Annotated in this window: 16 protein-coding genes and 2 pseudogenes; 6 read left to right on the plus strand and 12 right to left on the minus strand. The window is 61.2% G+C overall.

Annotated elements, in window-relative coordinates; all coding sequences use genetic code 11:
* Positions 1-241 (minus strand): annotated as a pseudogene (locus tag ACOJB8_RS37555) (manganese transporter); the annotation flags it as partial.
* Positions 242-352: 111 nt separating this feature from the next.
* Positions 353-502 carry a hypothetical protein gene (locus ACOJB8_RS37560; RefSeq protein WP_176732903.1) on the minus strand — a complete coding sequence of 50 codons (150 nt, stop codon included), beginning with the start codon at positions 500-502 and terminating at the stop codon, positions 353-355.
* Between the two features lie 1,516 nt (positions 503-2,018).
* Here ACOJB8_RS37560 and ACOJB8_RS37565 point away from each other — a divergent pair.
* Positions 2,019-3,506 carry a carbohydrate porin gene (locus tag ACOJB8_RS37565; protein ID WP_475017193.1) on the plus strand — a complete coding sequence of 496 codons (1,488 nt, stop codon included), beginning with the start codon at positions 2,019-2,021 and terminating at the stop codon, positions 3,504-3,506.
* Between the two features lie 266 nt (positions 3,507-3,772).
* Here the strand turns inward: ACOJB8_RS37565 and ACOJB8_RS37570 are convergent, their stop codons facing one another.
* The 5 genes from ACOJB8_RS37570 to ACOJB8_RS37590 all read right to left on the minus strand — a co-directional run bounded on the left by ACOJB8_RS37570 (position 3,773) and on the right by ACOJB8_RS37590 (position 7,941).
* Positions 3,773-4,075 carry a hypothetical protein gene (locus ACOJB8_RS37570; protein ID WP_342948342.1) on the minus strand — a complete coding sequence of 101 codons (303 nt, stop codon included), beginning with the start codon at positions 4,073-4,075 and terminating at the stop codon, positions 3,773-3,775.
* Positions 4,056-4,805, minus strand: a complete 750-nt coding sequence (locus ACOJB8_RS37575; protein WP_069266906.1) for an SDR family NAD(P)-dependent oxidoreductase — start codon at positions 4,803-4,805, stop codon at positions 4,056-4,058. The genes ACOJB8_RS37570 and ACOJB8_RS37575 overlap by 20 nt, the downstream gene beginning before the upstream one ends.
* Positions 4,806-4,853: 48 nt before the next feature.
* Positions 4,854-5,699, minus strand: a complete 846-nt coding sequence (locus ACOJB8_RS37580; RefSeq protein WP_475017225.1) for an alpha/beta fold hydrolase — start codon at positions 5,697-5,699, stop codon at positions 4,854-4,856.
* A 232-nt stretch (positions 5,700-5,931) separates the two neighbouring features.
* Positions 5,932-7,131, minus strand: a complete 1,200-nt coding sequence (locus ACOJB8_RS37585; RefSeq protein ID WP_475017196.1) for an MFS transporter — start codon at positions 7,129-7,131, stop codon at positions 5,932-5,934.
* Between the two features lie 63 nt (positions 7,132-7,194).
* A complete protein-coding gene (locus ACOJB8_RS37590; protein ID WP_475017198.1) occupies positions 7,195-7,941 on the minus strand; it encodes an SDR family NAD(P)-dependent oxidoreductase in 747 nt (248 codons plus the stop codon).
* Positions 7,942-8,091: 150 nt separating this feature from the next.
* On the opposite strand from ACOJB8_RS37590, the gene ACOJB8_RS37595 reads away from it, so the two are divergent.
* Both ACOJB8_RS37595 and ACOJB8_RS37600 read left to right on the plus strand, forming a co-directional pair.
* Positions 8,092-8,973, plus strand: coding sequence for a LysR family transcriptional regulator (locus ACOJB8_RS37595; RefSeq protein WP_475017199.1), 882 nt, complete (start codon positions 8,092-8,094; stop codon positions 8,971-8,973).
* Positions 8,974-9,051: 78 nt separating this feature from the next.
* The gene (locus tag ACOJB8_RS37600; RefSeq protein WP_475017201.1) at positions 9,052-9,876 is read left to right on the plus strand and encodes a hypothetical protein; all 825 of its coding nucleotides are present in this window, start codon (positions 9,052-9,054) and stop codon (positions 9,874-9,876) included.
* A gap of 263 nt (positions 9,877-10,139) precedes the next feature.
* Here the strand turns inward: ACOJB8_RS37600 and ACOJB8_RS37605 are convergent, their stop codons facing one another.
* Together ACOJB8_RS37605 and ACOJB8_RS37610 are read right to left on the minus strand one after the other, a co-directional pair.
* On the minus strand, positions 10,140-10,787 hold the full coding sequence (locus ACOJB8_RS37605; protein ID WP_475017204.1) for a glutathione S-transferase family protein: 648 nt from the start codon (positions 10,785-10,787) through the stop codon (positions 10,140-10,142).
* A gap of 75 nt (positions 10,788-10,862) precedes the next feature.
* Positions 10,863-11,609, minus strand: a complete 747-nt coding sequence (locus ACOJB8_RS37610) for an SDR family NAD(P)-dependent oxidoreductase (RefSeq protein WP_069266914.1) — start codon at positions 11,607-11,609, stop codon at positions 10,863-10,865.
* A 585-nt stretch (positions 11,610-12,194) separates the two neighbouring features.
* On the opposite strand from ACOJB8_RS37610, the gene ACOJB8_RS37615 reads away from it, so the two are divergent.
* Positions 12,195-12,587, plus strand: coding sequence for a VOC family protein (locus ACOJB8_RS37615; RefSeq protein WP_368729822.1), 393 nt, complete (start codon positions 12,195-12,197; stop codon positions 12,585-12,587).
* A 194-nt stretch (positions 12,588-12,781) separates the two neighbouring features.
* On the opposite strand, the pseudogene ACOJB8_RS37620 reads toward ACOJB8_RS37615, so the two are convergent.
* A pseudogene (locus tag ACOJB8_RS37620) lies at positions 12,782-13,650 on the minus strand (helix-turn-helix transcriptional regulator).
* 92 nt (positions 13,651-13,742) lie between these two features.
* On the opposite strand from ACOJB8_RS37620, the gene ACOJB8_RS37625 reads away from it, so the two are divergent.
* Entirely contained in the window at positions 13,743-14,627 is an 885-nt protein-coding gene (locus ACOJB8_RS37625; protein WP_475017206.1) for an SDR family oxidoreductase, read from the plus strand.
* Positions 14,628-14,859: 232 nt separating this feature from the next.
* Here ACOJB8_RS37625 and ACOJB8_RS37630 read toward each other — a convergent pair whose 3' ends face one another.
* The gene (locus ACOJB8_RS37630; RefSeq protein WP_083245449.1) at positions 14,860-15,198 is read right to left on the minus strand and encodes an ArsR/SmtB family transcription factor; all 339 of its coding nucleotides are present in this window, start codon (positions 15,196-15,198) and stop codon (positions 14,860-14,862) included.
* A 90-nt stretch (positions 15,199-15,288) separates the two neighbouring features.
* Between ACOJB8_RS37630 and ACOJB8_RS37635 the strand changes: the two genes are divergently transcribed.
* Entirely contained in the window at positions 15,289-16,503 is a 1,215-nt protein-coding gene (locus tag ACOJB8_RS37635) for an MFS transporter (protein WP_475017208.1), read from the plus strand.
* Between the two features lie 420 nt (positions 16,504-16,923).
* Here ACOJB8_RS37635 and ACOJB8_RS37640 read toward each other — a convergent pair whose 3' ends face one another.
* The gene (locus tag ACOJB8_RS37640; RefSeq protein ID WP_342949461.1) at positions 16,924-17,616 is read right to left on the minus strand and encodes a CBS domain-containing protein; all 693 of its coding nucleotides are present in this window, start codon (positions 17,614-17,616) and stop codon (positions 16,924-16,926) included.
* Positions 17,617-18,104: the final 488 nt, after the last annotated feature.

The raw sequence follows: 18,104 nt of genomic DNA on the forward strand, positions 1-18,104 counted from the left end.
TGCCGTAGTTCTGCCCCGCCTGCGTATAAGTGCCGAAGGCGCCGGCGTCGTTATCACCGACCATGACAATGAGGCCGGGGCCAAGGATGGCGAGCAGTGTGCGCAGGCGCGCCATCCAGTTGCTACGCGGAGCGGTGTCGTGGCGGGCGATGGTGCCGAGGGCACCTTTGATATCGCCCACGTGCGCGTCGTCGAGCACGGCACTCCGACGTTGCGTGAGGTTTGCAGGAGTGGTGGACATCTGTATCTATTCCTTAGTAGTACTTTTTTGAACTTAATGATTGAGACGTGGCGCTGCCCCGCCGACTGCTGGTGCAGGAGCAGGGGCAGAAGTCGGCGACGCCAGGCCGTGTCAGCGAACGAGCTTTTTGAATGCCGTCCAGACGGCAGCAACTACGCCGGTTGAACCGTGCGAATGTGAGTCGAGCCCGAGCATGCCGTTGTAGTGCGTGCGAGCTTCTTCGACGTGCGGGAGTTGCGAAACGAGGAGAGCGAAGTGCATGGTGATTCCTCCAGATGCCTGAAACGTGGCGCCATCGATCAGGCGTGCCTTCGTTTCGCTGCACGCGGGGGGCGATATGCCCGGGCGTGTGGGAGGAACGTATGCGGCCGCCAGATGTCAGGCGAAGTGGCCCGCGTTCTGCGAGAACGCAAGGCGAGATGTGCAGGGTTTAGGCTCAGGGTCGGGCATCGTGAACTCCTCTTTCATTTGGGTCCGGTTCATGTTTGACGGACGTGTTTTACCGCACGCCCGTTCCGGCGCAGTGTTGCGCGCGCGAAAACGGCGTGAACAAGCGGCGGCGCGAGCCAATGGCTCGACGCGCCGGGTCGCGTTGACGAACGTGCGTGATAGGACACACGCCAACGACGGCGGCCAATCGAAGAGATGCGCGGGAGAGACTGCGGAAGCTACTGCGGCGCGCACCGTCTGCCTGCTGGCAGGACGGCGGCTAAGGAAGAATCCAGGCGGGCGTCGTGCCGGTCAGGCAGAAAAACGATTCGAAGGTCGACAACTACAACTGTCCAAGGCATATGCCCCTTTCGTGGAAACAGGCGAATTCTAGTGACGACGCGTGAGCCGAGTCAACGACTATTTCAAAGATTTTTCTTTCGAATCTGTTACTTCCATTTGACGAAATTCATTTGCATTCCGTTTTGTTATGCACTCCACAACAGAACCATTTCCCGTGAGTTTGTGTTGCACACGTGCTGCGCCGCGCACGCTCGTGAGCCTCCCAGAATGCCATTGCGCTGGCACAGTCCGGTGCGTTTGGCATCCCTCTTCGAACTGCTCTGCACTGCATGACAATTTTTACTTGCGCGCTCGCAGATGGCGCGCATAGAATCCGCCCTGTCTTAGAAACAGGAGAGTCCTTCGTGGACGCAAGCTCTAGTTGTCGATCTTGTATGCCGGCGTGTGCCGGCAACCAGACTGCAATCGCGCGTTAGCGACGCCGGACTTTCCCTCCTGCCGCTGACTCCGATTGACGGGTCAGCGCGCTTCTTCCGGACCGCCCGTGCGGTCTGTCTGTAGCTCGCTCCCTTTTTGCTTAAGTACGCCGACAGCGCCCGACTTCGCTGACGGTGTGCCACTTATCGAACGTTGCCCGGCCAGCCGGGCTCGACGGGAGTTGAATCATGCATATCGAACGCTTTCTCCTCGCCTCACGCGATTACCTGCGTGCAACGCCAGCAGTCGCACCGCAACGCGAACCTGACGGGCACAGCCAGCTCTGGCGGCACACAGGTGCCGACAGAGTCCAGGCAGTGCAACGCGGCACCTCGGTTGCAGCCCTCTGGAAGATGCCAGGACGCACCGGTGGCGGTACTTGGTGGCCCGCCTGAGCGTGTCATCGTCGCAGATAGGACTTTGCAAGACTGCAGCCCCCACGGCGAGGCGGCGCCGGACACCCTCCTGCGTTGGCATCGCTTATTCATCAGTTCGCTTCCCAGAAGAACACAAAATGATCTCCTTTGGCACGCCCATACGTAACGACAACAGCATTGACAGCCGATGTATGCTCGCTCCGCCCTCGCGCCTGAAGCCAGGCTGCGCCGCCGCAGCGCTCTTGGTGGTACTGGGCGCCAGCATCACCATGCCGGCTTACGCACAGTCGGAGTCAGCCGCGCCCACATCGGCGGACCAGGGCTCTTCCGCAACCACAAACACCGACACAAGCGCGGCATCGGCCGGGGCCGCCGCCGCGCCGACCGGCTTCTGGGAGCGCTCTAACCTGCTCGGCGACATGGGCGGACTGCGCACGCTACTGGGCGACCACGGCATCACGTTCAACGCGCAAGAAACCAGCGAGCTCTACGGAAACTTCTCCGGCGGTATCTCGAAGGGCGCTTCATACAACGGCGCCACGCAGTTCGGCCTTAGCGTCGATACTGACAAGGCGCTCGGCCTGAAGGGCGGCACCTTCTTCGTCGATGCCCTGCAGATTCACGGACACGGCATCACGGCGGCACGTCTGAATGCGCTGCAAGCCGTGAGCGGCGTCGAAGCCGAAGCGTCGACGCGTTTGTGGGAACTCTGGTACCAGCAGGCGATAGGTGACAAATTCGACGTCAGGATCGGCCAGCAGAGCCTTGATCAGGAATTCATCATCAGCCAGTACGGCAGCACGTTCGCGAACGCGACTTTCGGCTGGCCCGTCCTGGCCGCCACTGACATGCCTGCGGGCGGCCCTGCCTATCCGCTCTCGTCACTCGGCGTGCGCCTGCGGTTCAAGCCGAGTGACTCGATGACGATTCTCGGCGGCATCTTCGACGGCAACCCCGCGCCGGGCAATGGCGACCCGCAGCAACTCAACGCCAGCGGCACCCGGTTCAACCTGCACAACGGCGTCATGATGATCGGCGAGGTCCAGTACGCGATCAACCAGCCGCCGGCAGGCGGATCTGGTTCGGCACAGCCGGGCGGGCTGCCGGGCACCTACAAGCTGGGCTTCTGGTACAACAACAATCACTTCGCGGATCAGCACCTCGACACGAACGGCATCTCGCTCGCGAGCCCGGCGTCGAACGGCGTGCCGGCCACGCATCGCGGCAACTTCAGCATTTATGCCGTTGCAGACCAGATGGTGTGGCGCCCGAGCGCCGACAGCCCGCAATCGGTTGGCGTCTTCACGCGTGTGATGGGCGCGCCGGGCGACCGTAACCTGCTCGACTTCAATATCAATGGAGGCGTCGTCCTGAAAGCTCCGTTCAAGGGCCGGGACAGCGACTCGGTCGGGCTCGCGGTGAGCTACGCGAACGTCAGCTCGAGCGCGAGCGCGCTCGACCGTGACATCGCAACACTCCGGACGCCGGGCTACCCTGTGCGTTCGGCGGAGACGGTGATCGAGGCGACCTACCAGTATCAGGTTGCGCCGTGGTGGCTGCTGCAGGGCGAACTCCAGTACATCTTCCATCCGGGTGGCGGCATCCCCGACCCGAATAACAGCGGCGCACGCATCGGCAACGAGGCCGTAGCCGGACTGCGAACGGTCGTGACGTTCTGATGCCCTGACGTTCTGCAGTGTCCGGGCCTGCCGACGATTTGTCGAAAAGGCCCGGATAGGTCACTAATAGGACACGTTCGCCCCGAGTTCCGCCCACCGCGTCAGTCAGTAGCCGGCCTGAAAGCGGCCGTTCGATCTGCTAATACCGTGATGCGCCGGCTGCTATTGCGCTTGCCGTCGAACCGGCTGAACTGAAATTACTGCGCTCATTCCCGTGCGACGGCTTCGAGCAGAAAAACGAGCAGATTCGGCGTTTCAGTTGGGAATCAGCGTCGCTCGTCCTTCGCAATGCGACGCAGGCCGAGCGCGAGTGTGAGCGTGGCGAAGCTCAAGGCGGCGATGACGCCGGCGCCCAGATACACGGCGAAGCCCAGTCCGTGAACCGTCGCCACGCGTCCCAGAATCGGCGCGAGTATGCCGGCGGCCAGATAACCGAGGAGATACAGCGCCGACAGGGTGCCGCCTCGTCCATCGCCGGGGGTCGCGCGGTTGATGAAATCGCGGGGGCAGTCGGGCAGGCTGTATGGGTCATGCCCGTCTCCCCCGGTATCAGAGCTTGGAGCCGCCATCGACACGCAGCGTGTCACCCGTCACCCAGCGTGCCGCATCGGATGCGAGGAACAGGGCAGCGCCTGCGATGTCGTCGGGTTGCGCCACGCGCTTGAGGGCCTGCATGCCGAGGGTGAAGTCCCGCCCGGCATCGGTTTTGGCGAAGTTCGACATGTCAGTTTCAACAACGCCCGGCGCGACGGCGTTCACGCGAATGCCGCGCTCGCCGAGCGCTGCGGCGAAATGCTTGACCAGGGTGTCGATTGCTCCCTTACTCGCGGCGTAGGCTGACAGATTGCCAACCGAAGCGCGGGCTGCAAGTGAGGACAGCAGGACTACGCTACTGCCCTCGCCCAGCACGGGCAGCAGTTGCTGGACGAGGAAGTATGGGGCGCGCACATTGACGGCGAACAACCGGTCGAAGTCCTCTACCGTCGTTTCCGCGATCGACGAGGCCTTCGAGATGCCGGCATTCGCAACGAGAATGTTGAGACGCTCGCCAATCAGCCCGCGTACCTGACGGGCCAGTTCGTGAGGGCCGTTCGCCGCGCTCAGGTCTGCCGCGACCTTGTCGGCCGAACCACCCGACGCACGGATCGCCTCGACGACGGAATTCGCAGCCTTCTCGTCGCTGCCGAAGTGCACGATCACGCGCGCGCCTGCTGCTGCCAGAGCCTGAGCGGTTGCGCGGCCGATGCCGCGCGAAGCGCCCGTGACGAGTGCAGTTTTGCCGTGAAGATTAGTAGTCACGATTAACTCCTGTTGAATTCGGGATCAAATGTGGGTGTACCTGGCGACTCAGGAAAGGAACCTGGAAACGTCTTCCACGAAACGCTCGGGGTATTGATAGAGCGAGCCGTGATTGGCGTCCGGATAGATGATCAGTTGGGCATTCGGGATGTGCTGGCGCAGAATCAGCGAATTGACCGTATAGATGATGACGTCGTCGTCACCATTGACGACCAGGGTCGGCTGGCTGAGTGCAGACAGGTAGGCATACGGCTTGTCTTGCGGCGCGCCCCATTTCGCGAGTGCCGCGAGCTGGGCCGGTGCCACGGCTTCGTTGGCCACCGGATCACGGTTCTCCGTGCGAAGGCGGAAGCGTTCGAGGAACGCACGCCCGGCCGTCTGGCTGGTCCCTGTCGGCGAGAAATGGACGCGCAGCCAGAGATGGTCCGGTTCGGCATAGCTCGCGCCGAAGATATCCTGCGCTTCGGGCGTCAGCGAGGCCATGCCTTCTCCGCTGCGCGGGCCCGTGCCGACGAGGATCAGGCGGCGAACCAGCGTGGGCTCAGCAATGGCGAGCGTCTGCGCAATCAGGCCACCCATCGAGAATCCCAGTACATCGACCTGTTCGAGACCGAGCGCACGAATGAATGCGGCAGCGTTGGCCGCCATTTCCTCGATCGATTCGGGAACGCTGCCTGAACTGCTCGAAATGCCGGCGTTGTTGAACAGGATGACCTCACGTCCGGCGGCCAGGCCGTCGGTCACGGCGGGGTCCCAGTGATCCATGGTGCCGGTGAAGTGGATGTTCATCACAAGCGGTACGCCCGCGCGATTGCCGAAGCGGCGATAGGCGAAGCGGATACCGTTTGCTTCAACGTACTGCGTTGGTGCGGTCTGGTGCGTCTGGTGGCTCATGATTGCGATCCTTTCAGAAGTAAGTGCAGCAGTTGTTTTGCCGGTATGTTTGAAATGCATGGGGTGCTGCTTTGGCAATCCAGTCACGCGCCTGGAAATCTCGTGGGGCGGTGCCTGCTGATGGGTACTGTATGCGGTGGCTGGCAAGAGGAAAAAGACTTTGTAGGCAAGTGGCCATGCCTGAAAGATATGGCGCGTGCATGACTGCGCGGTCGCAGCCCGCTGGAATAGTTCAGGTGGACGCGGGCTCGTCAATCCTGCGAGGATGCCCGCCGGTCAGCGCGAGCGTCAGGATCGAAACCAAGGCGAGTCCGGCACCGAAGTACATTGCATTGAAGAGACCCAACCCGTCGACGATCCGGCCGCCGACGAACGAACCCAGTGCAATCGAGATCTGGAAATTGGCTACGAACAGCGCCATGCCACCTTCGCGGACTTCGCGGGTTGCCTGCGCCATCCACATCTGCAGTGCGACGGGCATGGCACCGTATGCGGTTCCCCACGCGGCCAGCGCGACCAGCACCGACGGCCGACTGGTGCCGAGTGCGGGAAGCATGGCGAGCGGCAATGCGATAAACAGGATGCTCGCGATGAGCGTGGTCCTGACGTTCCGTTGCGCGGATGAACCACCGATGAAATTACCGAGCAGCCCGATGAACGTGTAGCCGAGCAGCAGCAACGAGATGACCTTGCCGCCAAATCCCGACACCGTTGCGAGGAACGGAGTGATATACGTATAGGTCGCGAACTGTCCGCATAGGGCCAGCGTCATCGCGATCAGCCCGATGCGTGCCGGTCGCGTACCGAAGATGCCGAGCAGATCGCGTGTGCTTACCCGATGCTCTACGTGTAGCGACGGCAACGAAACCCACTGGGCCAGCAGCGCGGCAACGGACAGCGCGAGCGCTGCGCCAAATACGGTACGCCAACCAGCCAGGTCTCCGATCAGTGCCCCTGCCGGCCCGCCGATCAGCATGCCGAGCGAGACGCCCGCGAAAATCAGCGATGTGGCCCGGCCGACGTGTTCCTCCGGTACGAGTCGAACGCCGAGCCCTACGCTGATCGCCCAGAATCCGCCGATTCCGAATCCGAACAGCGCGCGGGCTACGACAAGAATCGCGAAGTTCGGCGCCAGCATGGCCGTCAGATTCGAGATTACGAGCAGCAGGCCCAGGCCTAGTAGCACGCGCCGACGGTCGAAACGCCCGACCGCTACCGTAAGAAACGGCGCGGCAATGGCGGCCAGCAGCCCGGGCGCCGTGACCATGATGCCGGCGGCTCCAACGCTTACGCCCAGTCCCTGGCTGATGTAACGCAGTAGCCCGACGGGAAGGAATTCCGTGGTGCAGAACACGGTCGCGCTGAGTGCGACCGAAAGAACCGCGAGCCAGTTTCGCGTGCGCGGGGGCTGTATTGAGGTAGTTAGCGACATTGATATATCCGGGTGCGTGAATCGAATTGGATGGCCGAAATGGCGGCGTCGCGCTCGACTCGCTCAGAGCTTCGAGCCGCCATCCACATTGAGCGTCGCGCCGGTTGTCCATCTGGCCTGGTCGGAGGCGAGAAAGGTGATCGCAGCGGCGATGTCATCGGGTTCGGCGAGCCGTTTGATGGCCTGAAGGCTGAGTGTCATGTCGCGGCCTTCGTCGGTGCGGGTGAAGCTCGACATGTCGGTTTGCACCACGCCGGGCGCGACTGCGTTCACGCGGATGCCGCGCGGTCCCAGGCCAACCGCGAAGTGGCGCACAAGGGTGTCCACGGCGCCTTTCGTGGCCGAGTAGGCCGATAGTTCGCCGACGGCCGCATGGGCCGCGAGCGACGAAAGCAGCGTGACGCTGCTGCCCTTGCACATGATCGGCAGCAATTGCTGAACGAGAAAATACGGAGCGCGGACGTTGACTGCGAACAGTTCGTCGAAATCTTCGACGCCTGTTTCCTCGAGCGTGGCTGCCTTCGCGATGCCAGCGTTGGAAACGAGGATGTCGAGCCGTTCACCGACGATTGCCCGGACATGGCGCGCGAGCCTGTGCGGCCCGTCGGATTCGACTAGATCGGCCTGGAGGGCATGGGCACGAGTGCCCGTCGCAGTGATTTCGGCGACGACGGCCTTGGCCTCACGCGCACCGCGGCCATAGTGAACGATGATCTGAGCGCCTGCCTGCGCGAGCGCAAGCGCAGTGGCGCGTCCGATGCCACGGGAAGCGCCGGTGACGAGCGCGGTCTTTCCTGTCAGGGTGTTCATGATCGTCCTTCCAGCAGATAACTGACATTGGGGCGAGGTAGGGTTTCGTCCGGCTGATGTGATCGAACGATAGCCGCCACTTGTCCGCGCGAAAAAGACTTTGTAAGCTGATCCCCATACCTGTCATGCATGACTAAAAGGAACGCGTGAATGGAACTGCGTCATCTTCGTTATTTCCTCGCCGTGGCCGAAGAGGGCAGCCTGACCGTCGCGGCGGAACGTCGGCTGTACACGTCCCAGCCGTCTCTGAGCCGGCAGATCAGAGACCTTGAATACGAAGTAGGTGCGCAACTGTTCGTGCGTAGCGCGCGTGGCATTGAACTGACCGACGCCGGCAAGGCATTTCTGGTCCACACGCGTCTCGCCCTTGCACAAGTCGATGCGGCGTGCGAGGCAGCGCGGCGGGCGGCGCGACCGTCCAAGCCGACGTTTGCGGTTGGCTTCCTGAGCGGACAGGAAGTGACCTGGCTCGCGGAAGCGACTCGCGTGCTCGCGAGCGATCTGCAGAGCATCGAAATGACGGTATCGAGCGAGCACTCCCCTGAACTCGCAGAGGGATTGTCGACGGGACGGCTGGACGTCGCCTTCATGCGTGCCGAAGCCAACCGACCCGACCTCGATTACGTGACAGTCGCACGCGAGCCTTTCGTCGTGCTGATGCCAAGCGATCATCGCCTTGCGGCCTTCGATGAGATCGACGTGCACGAACTGGCGGGTGAATTATTCATAGGTGGTTCAGACATAGCCGGTCCCATGCGCGGCGCGATCGAAAACTATCTGGCGACAAACGACGTCGTCATCGAGCCCGCGCATCGCGTGCACAACCTGACGATGGCGATGTCGCTAATCGCCTCGACGAGAGGCGTCGCACTACTGCCCTCCTATGCCGAGAAACTGCTGCCCTGGTCGGTAACAAGCCGACCACTCAAGGGCGAACCGCCGAGAATCGAGCTTGTGGTGGGCTATAACCGGAATAACCGCTCAGCGATTCTGTCGACGTTTCTGTCGCGCATCGACCAGATCAAGCAATAAGATGCACGACGCGGTGTGGCCTGTGCGGGGTGCAGTCCCGCACGCGTTGAAAGTGCTGAAACGCGCTGAAAGAAGCTGATGCTTACCGGTGTTCGCGCCGTTCGGGCGGCAGACAAAATTCTGACGACACTCGTGAGGCCGGGCAAAACTGTCGAAGCTCAGATTTCCGCACTTCGCCGCGCTCTCGGAGACGACCGGGCGGCAATACGTACGGTGACCGGGCGCGGATACCAGTTCATCGCAGAAGTGCTCCCGCAAGTCACGAATTCGGATAGGCCCCCTGTTGCACCTGCAGACGGTCCGGCTTTTTCGGGCCTGCCGCTACCTGCAGAGGTCAGTCCTCTCATCGGCCGGGAAATTGCCGTACGCGAGATTTACCGTGGCCTGCAAACGCATCGTCTGGTCACGCCCGTGGGTACCGGCGGTGTGGGAAAGACGCGGTTGGCGCTCGAAGCCGCGCACGGGGCCGCCAGGATTGCCGAAAGGCTGCTTCGGATCGCCCCGCGAGCACTCGTACTTGCAACAAGCCGCGAAACGCTGCGCGTTGCAGGGGAGCTGATCTATCGTGTTCCGTCGCTCGAGGTTCCGCCGGACGAAAATTGCGATGTCGCGCTCGACTACAGTGCGGTACGTCTCTTCGAAGAGCGTGTCGGACCGCATGCCGGGCTCAGCGTGGATTCACGGACAGCGTTGAGGCTGAAGTCGCAAATCTGCCGCCGGCTCGATGGAATTCCGCTGGCGCTGGAACTTGCTGCGGTTTGTGTGCCGGCGTTTGGGCTACAGGGCGTGGCCGACCGGCTCGGGAATCGCTTCCAGCTCTGCCTGAGCTATGGAGAGCGAAGGCGGAGGTGCTGGTCGCGATCCGGGGCGACGAAGCGATACCGGCGGCCGAATCGATTTTGACCGATGCTCTTAAGACGGCCCAGAAACACGGATTCCTTGCGTGGCAGTCGCGTTGCTCGTTGAGTCTTGCCCGGCTCCGACACATGAAAGGCGACGCGAAAGCCGCGCTCAATGCCATCTTTCCCGTGACGCAGCAGTCCGCGGGTGCGGGTGACATTGGCGCGGCAGGTCCGACGCTTACCCGCCGTGAGGCGAATCGCAGAAGCCGGCCGCGCAGATACTGAGCGCACGGCATCGGTCACGACAGGCTACCTTGCGGGCCGTCATGCCTTCGACGACGGACGTGCGTTGACTTTGTCGTACCACGCTTGCAGTGCGTCGAAGCCCGTAGGAATGCTCAGCTTCATGCCGCCCGCCGCGAAGTCGATCGCAACCAGCGTAGTAATGTCAGCCACCGAGAATGCGTCGCCCGCGACGAATGGCACTGTCTTGAGGCGGTCGTTGAAATCGACAAAGAAGTGCGCGACGCGCAGCTTGCTGCGCTCGACGATTTCGGGGATCTGCTCGTACGCATGCGGGCCTGAGAGCGCCCGACCTTTCAGCCCGGCAACGGCGTTCCTGACGCCCTCCATTACCGCCGAGAATCCGTCCAGCTCGGCACGTCGTTCCCACATCGTGACGAGCGCCTTCGTAGTTGGCGTCGTGCCTAGCAATGCGGGCTTCTCGGGGTAGGCCTCCTCGATGTAACGCCAGATTGCCGGGACTTCGCCAATCGCTGTGCCGTCTCGCAGCACGAGCGTGGGAACCTGGCGGCGAGGGTTGATCGCAACGTAGGCATCGGAGAATTGCTCTTTGGCGCCGAGGTCCACCGCCTTGGCAGGAAATTCGATGCCCTTCTCGGCAAGGAAGATGCGAATACGGCGAGAGTTCGGGGAAGCCTTCGATTCGAAGAAGGTGAGATCGGTGTTCATTGATGGTTCCATCCAGAAGTGTCGCTTGTATAGGGCTTCGCCGGTTCAGCAGGAAGCCCAAACCGCGTTGAAAGCTCAACCCGCTGTCTTGCCGCCGTCGACGGTGAGGATCTGCCCTGTGACAAACGCAGCACCGTCATTGGCCAGGTAGAGCACCGCCGCCGCGATGTCGTCAGGTCTACCGATTCGTGCGAGCGGAACCGTTGCCGCGAGCGAGGCCTTGTTCTCCGGCGTGCCGGTGAAACGGTCCAACATGCCCGTGTCGGTGGGACCAGGCGCTACGGCGTTGACGCGAACGCGCGCCGAAGCGGCCTCGAGTGCAGCCGATTTCGTGATCCCTTCCACAGCATGCTTGCTGCCCGCATACACCGAAGCGAAGGCCGCACCCTCATGACCATAAGTCGAGGATATGTTGATGATGCTGCCAGCTTGCTGTGCGGTCATCACGCGCAGTTCGTGCTTGAGGCTCAGCAACGTGCCGAGCACGTTGGTGTCGAAGGTATCAGCGTAGCTCTCGGCAGTCTGATCGACCACAGGTCCCGGTTTACCTTCCGTGCCAGCATTGTTGACTGCAACGTCGAGCCGGCCGAAGCGAGCAACGGTTTCATCGACGAGGTGACGGACGTCTTCGTCGCGGCGTACGTCAGCCTGCACGAAGAAAGCTTGTGCGCCTGCTTCGCGCAATTCGGCCTCGAGCGCCGAACCTTCCGCGGCACGGCGGCCCGACACGACGAGACGTGCGCCCAAGCGGGCGAATGCAAAAGCGGTTGCGCGGCCGATGCCCGTGAGGGCGCCGGTGATCAGGACGACGGGTTGGTTCATTTTGCGGCTCCAGTTAGGTAAGTTCATGTCAAACGCAACGCAGAGAGAGCTTCGATTCCAGGGAAGCGCGCAATATCTATTGCTTAATATGCAGCTCCCGTCACTGGACGCGAGTTACGCGACAGCGACGGTGACGTCGTCCGGCGCGTGTGGAATGCTCTAACTCGTGCATGCAGAGTAGCGTTTCAGCTCGCAACGGAAAAAGACTTTCCAGGCTCACCGGCATGCCTGCGAAGCATGGCTCCGGAGCTGGGGATATTGGGAAAGCATGACTACCGATCTACGTTAGCGCGTTACGGTCCCGAAGCAGCGAACCTCATCGCTGGTGGAGCCTGGGTGCAACTTCATCCATGGCGGCCATGGGTGAACACAGGCGACACCGCGCGCGCTCGATGGCGGCTGGTGCGCTCCAAAGCGGTCATGTGACTTTAAGTACGCCCAACGGCGGAAGCGGGTCGAGCTGAGCCGTCCACGGCCGGCGGCCTCGGCCACAACCGGTCGTTCGACACGGGCATGAAGATGGTTGACAATTGGTTCTTCGCCGACGATTGGTTGCCACATCCACTTCTTCGATTGGAACCCCTAATGCCAGTTCACGTACTACGTGTCGCTCGTCCAACGAATGATGTCGCTCGCGCGGCTGCGTTTTATATTCAAGGCCTTGGTTTCGAGGTATTGGCGCAATTTGTCGATCACCAAGGATTTGATGGCATCGTTCTCGGCCATCGAGAGTACGCGTGGCATATTGAACTGACTCACCAGCACCATGTGACGGTCCCGAATGCACCCACTAAGGAGCATCTCTTGGTCATCTATTTGCCGATGCCTGAGGAGTGGGAAATCGCCGTCGAAAGGTTCCGCGAATTGGGAAATGAACCAGTGCCAGCAGAGAATCCGTACTGGGATCGACGGGGTCTGACGTTCGAAGATCCCGATGGCTACCGCGTGGTCCTGCAGAATGCTTGTTGGACGCGCTAGCGCTGCTGGATCAGGTACTGCGCGGTCGTTCGGACGTGCGTTTGCGGCAGAGAGCCGCGTTCGGCCACGAACGGCCGTTCACAAGCCGAGCGTTAGTGCCCACAGCCGCTTGCCATATTCGGTGCCTGCGGGGCCCTGAGAGACTCTTGGGAATCGAGCTTCGAATGCCTGAACCTGCGTTATTGCGAGTGCCACTACGGCCCTTGCATGTCGGCCGTCGGTAGTCGGTTCGAGAGCAAGCTGATCTGGGACGCTATCTTCTTCGCATCCTCCGGCGTCGCGGGATTGTAGACACACATGCTGAGATCAGTCCGGCCGTCGACGGAGAAGGTCGAATATTCGAAGGCGAGCGGGCCGAGTACCGGATGGCGGATGCGCTTGATGGCCTCGCCGTGGATCTCTCGAACCTCGTTGTCGCGCCACATCACCTTGAACTCGGGACTGAGCCGGCATAGCTCATCAACGAGAGGCGCCACCTCCGTTGCCGCTCCCGCACGCGCTGCATCGACGCGAATGCACCGATGATGTGGCGCGCCACGCTCTCCCAGTCATACTGCACGGCGCGCGCACGCGGATCAAGGAAGATAGTGCGCAGCACATTGCGTTGGTTTGGCGGCAGGGAGCCATAGTCGCCCAACATGACAGTGGCCGCCCGATTCCAGGCAAGGACGTTCCAGGTGGCAGTGCGAATGAGGGCGGGGCTGGGGTCCAAAGCGTCGAGGACACGCTGCAGCCGAGGCGTGACACCTTCCTTCTCTTGGTAGCGGGCTTCGGGCGGTCGCCCGAGGCCAACTAGAAAAAGGTGCTCGCGCTCGACATCCGTCAGCATCAGGGCCCGCGATATTCGATCGAGCACATCCGCCGAGGGGGCACCGCCGCGACCTTGTTCAAGCCACGTGTACCAGGTGGGGCTGATATTGGCGCGCTGCGCCACTTCCTCACGGCGCAGCCCAGGCGTCCGCCGGCGCTCTGCGGGAAAGCCGAGTACTGCGGGATCAAGCTTCATTCGCCGGTCCCGCAAATAGGCGGCGAGGAGGTTTTCGTTGTCCTGGCGCGACTTCATGCTGTTAGTAGTCTTACCATAATAAGGTCACTACTTTACCGGAATACTCGCAAAGCTGACACTTGTCTCCAGCGAAACCTGGAGACAAGTTCATGCGCGTTTTCATCACCGGCGCTACCGGATTTATCGGCATTCCCACCGTTAAGGAACTGATTGCTGCGGGACATAAGGTTCTCGGCATGGCTCGTTCAGACGAGGGAGAAAAAGCCCTGGCAACTATTGGAGCGGACGTGCATCGCGGTTCGCTTGAAGACCTCGAAAGCCTTCGGAGGGGCGCAGCGGCGGCCGATGCCGTGATTCACCTGGGCTTTATTCACGACTGGTCCAACTTTGCAAGGTCTTGCGAGGTCGATCGCATCGCAATCGAAGCTTTGGGCTCAGTCCTCGCTGGCTCAGATCGGCTTCTGATCGCCACGTCGGGGACGGCAGGACTAGCCGGGCCGGGCCAGATCGCGACCGAGGACCATGACGTGCCGCCAGATTTCCCCTTTCCCCGCGTCTCGGAGCAGACGGCGCTATCACTGAGGGGCGTGCGCGCCTCGGTGGTGCGGCTTCCCCAAGTTCACAACACAATGCGGCAAGGGCTTCTGACTTACGCCGTTGCTGTGGCGCGCGAGAAAGGCGTCTCAGCCTATGTCGGGGAAGGACGCAACCGCTGGGCGGCGGCACACATCTCGGATGTCGCCCGTCTTTACCGGTTGGCGCTGGAAAAGAACGAAGCGGGCGCGAAATATCATGCGGTGGCTGAAGAAGGCGTGCTGATGCTGAATATTGCCGAAGCAATCGGCCGCGGGCTGAAACTGCCCACAAGATCCATATCCGCGGGAGAAGCTTCGACGCACTTTGGTTGGCTGGCAATGTTCGCTAGCCGCGACCTTGTGGCATCAAGCGAAAAGACGCGGAGGACGCTCGGCTGGACTCCGACCGGGCCCGGGCTGATTGCCGATCTAGAACGGCTTGGCGCATCGAATTGCTGAAGCATGCGGGCGCGCCGCACGCTTTTTTGAAGGACCGCTTTCGGCGACCCCGAACGTCTCTGCGGGTCGGCTGAGGCCGACCGCATCGGTGGAGAGGTCGGGCCACGAACAGTCAGTAGCAACCGCTGCATTTGGTCACCAAAGCGTCGTTCCGCCCCCCAACAAACGCCCCTCTCGGCACATACGCGATGACTGATGCGGAGCCCCACTCCAGTTGTGGAAAGCGTATCGGTCAAGTATGGCGTAGCGCGCGATCCAGGTCGTCGAGCAAGCGTTGGATCGCCACGCTATTGGGCTTGTAGTACACCCAGTTTTTGATTTTCTTCGAAGTCACCAGGTCTGCCGCTGCCAGCGCCTGCATATGCGTGGTGACAGTGGGCTGACTGAGGCCAGTCTTCTCGGTGATGAAGCTGACACAGACCCCATCCTTCACAAGGTCCGCGTCCCGCTGCGGTGGAAAGTGCTTTTCCGGCTCGGTAAGCCAAATGAGTATCGTCAGCCGGTGGCGATTCGAGAGTGCATGCAGCGCCTCCTGCAGCTGGTTCTCATCGACATTGTCCATTTTCGACATTGCTCAGATTTTCCTTGACGGGACCAATCTATATTGTACTCTTTCTATATAGCTACTTATCGATATAGGTCGACTATGGCGACGCACGCAATGACTTCCACGAGAACCCAGTCGATCGTACGCACGATCAGCGTTGCTGTCGTCTTCACGCTGTTCGTGGCGGTCGTGTTCGGCTTTGGGCTCTATCTTTTTGTGCTGGTCGTGCCAGTGATGCGGCAAAGTCTCGGAATCGACTATACGGCGATTGGCATCGTAACTGGTGGGACCCAGACGGCGTACCTCGTTGCGGCGTTAGTTTCTCCGCGCCTCACAACCCGCTTCGGCGAGGGGCAGGTCATTGTGGGCGCTGTCACTGCGGCAGCCTTGCTTTTGCTACTGTTCGCGAAAGTCCAGAGCGTAATGTCGGTCGGACTCGTTCTCGCCGGACTTGGGGCGACGGCGGCTTTCATGATGGTCCCGAGCGTCGGTGCAATCTCCGGTACAGTTCCCTTCGGGTACCGTTCCCGCGTCAATGGTCTGGTTTCGAGCGGCACGGCCTATGGGCAATTCGCGAATGGTCTTCTTGTGTCGCGGGGCTTACCAGCACACAGTTGGCACTCCATATGGATTGTGGCGGGGTCGGTCTCGCTCGTCATCGCGCTTGTGGGACTGCTTGCGCTTCGCCGCTTCGCTCCACAGGTTTTCAGCCGCAAGGCGCCAAAGCGCGCCGTAAGTCGTCGCGCGTCCGGCGGCCGGTGGCAATTGATGACTCGCCCCAACCTGACGGTCTGGATACTGCTCGCGTTGAGCGGAATGGCTTGCGGGCCGTGGCAAAACTACCTGTCGAGCTTTCTGGCCGATGAGGGACATTCCCTGGCAACTATCGGGCAAGTCTGGTCGACGATTGGCGCGGTGGGACTGTTCAGCGGATTTGCGGCGGGGATGGCTGCCGACAAGGCAGGGGCACGGATTGCGCTCGCATTCTCCTTCACTGCACTCGCCGGCTCCGGTCTCCTGATCGCTTTCCATTCCGAAGCATGGCAATTGCGAGCGGCCGCCGTGTGTTTCGGTCTCTCGTTCTATGCGATTTACGGACTGATTCCCGCGTATATCAGCAAGACTATGGACCCTTGCTCGGCAACCACGGTGTTTGGTGTTGCCAACGTCTTTCTCGGTCTTGGAACGACATTGGGCAACGTGATGGGGGGCAATTTCGTAGCCTGGTTTGGTTCGCTCAAGGACGTTTTTATCACCGCGTCGGCGATTGCATGCGTGGCGATAATACTCACGGCGACGCTCCGTGATGAACGAGCGGTTACCTCCTGATATACCGCTTGCACTGCCAATTCGCCGTCCACCGAGCGCCTGCCTGCTGGACCGCTCTGGCTCGCTTTCCGTCGATGGCACTGTGTACGGCATGCGACGGTGGTCGGCCAGAAGCTGCCTTTTACGATCGCACCCACTCAGTCATTCGAATGGCTGTCCGGCAGCGAACATCGGACCTTCTCTAAAAAGATCGAATCCAGAGTCCGGCGCTGCAAGCCGCACCACGGACGCGCAGATCACTCGGCAGATTGAGCCGTGACACGGCGTCAGTGGTGTGATTGCCTACGTCGAGCGCTTGCCTGATTTCAAGCCCGCGATCGAAACCCGTCGATATTTCGTCCCCCGGTTTGACGTGACCGTCACGATCGCAGTGATTCGTCGTTCAGCCCGGACGATCGACACGCGTCTTGCGATCGTGAGCTACAGGGCCGGAATCACGTTTGGATATTCAAGATGGTACTCCACACGCTTGACGCCCGGCACGCTCTCCGCCGCAACGCGGATGGCCCGCTTTTCCTCTACAGATTCGATCACCCCGCATAGATGCGCGACGCCATCCTTGACGCGCACGCAGTTTTTGGGCAACCCCCAGCTCTGCCCGTGCATTGTCCGGACTATTTCTTCGCGCAGGCTCGCGTCATCGCGCGAAACTAATTCCACGACCGGAGCAATCCGCGCGAGTGCGCGAATCAGATTCGAGCGACTCAAATTTCCGATCAGCGTGCCACTCTTCAACACTGGCACGCTGTCGAGACGTCGACGCTCCATGAGGTCCGCGATCTGCTGGAGCGGCATGTCCTCCGAGATCGAAATCACCTCTTCGCACATCACGTCGCCTACGACGCGCCCGTGCTCCTTCAGATACCTCGCGGCCTGAGCGCGGGGGGACGACAACAGGAGTTCGAGCCACCACTGGCGCTTTCTGTGGCAGGTGCTGTTCTCTACTCGATGCAGAAGATCGCGTTCGCCGACGATACCGACAACTTGTCCGTTCTCGTCGACGACCGGCATGCTTCCGATATGGTTTTCGACCAAAAGTGTTGCCGCTTCGTGGATCGTCATGTCCGGTGTGGCAGTGATGACGGACGCAGTCATGATGTCTTGCGCGCGCATAGTTGCTCCTCCTGCTTGTTTGCGACGGGTCCTCGTCTGGTGCTCCCATCACGTGGCTTTGGCAGACCGTCCCGAGCCGATCGCTCGGTGCTGAGGCGCCTTGATTCCACAATCTGATTCAATTCCCGGAGGGGTCAGTGCTCCTTGGGCAAACACCCGCCTTGAATAGACTTTTCTTATCGTTGAGCGCGATCGCGCCGGCTGCGCTATCGCACTGCGAGTGAACAGTAGAGGTCCGGAATACAAAGGGCAATTGAGTCATCCAGTGCGGGCTGCGGAGCAAACGGAATCTGCGATGCGTCGAAGCGCGGAAACGGAGTGTTTCCCGAAGCACGGGAAAATACGGCGGAGTCTTCTAGCCCAGAATCGAAATCGTCGTTACCGGTCGCGGCAATACAGCATTGGACCCCGGCGGTGGCCATCGCCGTGAGCAGGCAGCAGGTTCGAACAATGTTGACCCGGCTCGCGCATCTCATGTCGAGGTTCCT

Source organism: Paraburkholderia sp. BR10141 (assembly GCF_056155635.1).

Bases quoted from the DNA above. Each gene is read 5' to 3' on its own strand.
- ACOJB8_RS37565 (WP_475017193.1), top strand. From the start codon at position 2,019: ATGCTCGCTCCGCCCTCGCGCCTGAAGCCAGGCTGCGCCGCCGCAGCG.
- ACOJB8_RS37610 (WP_069266914.1), bottom strand. From the start codon at position 11,609: ATGAACCAACCCGTCGTCCTGATCACCGGCGCCCTCACGGGCATCGGC.
- ACOJB8_RS37585 (WP_475017196.1), bottom strand. From the start codon at position 7,131: ATGTCGCTAACTACCTCAATACAGCCCCCGCGCACGCGAAACTGGCTC.
- ACOJB8_RS37615 (WP_368729822.1), top strand. From the start codon at position 12,195: ATGCCAGTTCACGTACTACGTGTCGCTCGTCCAACGAATGATGTCGCT.
- ACOJB8_RS37570 (WP_342948342.1), bottom strand. From the start codon at position 4,075: ATGGCGGCTCCAAGCTCTGATACCGGGGGAGACGGGCATGACCCATAC.
- ACOJB8_RS37595 (WP_475017199.1), top strand. From the start codon at position 8,092: ATGGAACTGCGTCATCTTCGTTATTTCCTCGCCGTGGCCGAAGAGGGC.
- ACOJB8_RS37600 (WP_475017201.1), top strand. From the start codon at position 9,052: ATGCTTACCGGTGTTCGCGCCGTTCGGGCGGCAGACAAAATTCTGACG.
- ACOJB8_RS37580 (WP_475017225.1), bottom strand. From the start codon at position 5,699: ATGAGCCACCAGACGCACCAGACCGCACCAACGCAGTACGTTGAAGCA.
- ACOJB8_RS37590 (WP_475017198.1), bottom strand. From the start codon at position 7,941: ATGAACACCCTGACAGGAAAGACCGCGCTCGTCACCGGCGCTTCCCGT.
- ACOJB8_RS37605 (WP_475017204.1), bottom strand. From the start codon at position 10,787: ATGAACACCGATCTCACCTTCTTCGAATCGAAGGCTTCCCCGAACTCT.
- ACOJB8_RS37560 (WP_176732903.1), bottom strand. From the start codon at position 502: ATGCACTTCGCTCTCCTCGTTTCGCAACTCCCGCACGTCGAAGAAGCT.
- ACOJB8_RS37630 (WP_083245449.1), bottom strand. From the start codon at position 15,198: ATGTCGAAAATGGACAATGTCGATGAGAACCAGCTGCAGGAGGCGCTG.
- ACOJB8_RS37625 (WP_475017206.1), top strand. From the start codon at position 13,743: ATGCGCGTTTTCATCACCGGCGCTACCGGATTTATCGGCATTCCCACC.
- ACOJB8_RS37635 (WP_475017208.1), top strand. From the start codon at position 15,289: ATGACTTCCACGAGAACCCAGTCGATCGTACGCACGATCAGCGTTGCT.
- ACOJB8_RS37640 (WP_342949461.1), bottom strand. From the start codon at position 17,616: ATGCGCGCGCAAGACATCATGACTGCGTCCGTCATCACTGCCACACCG.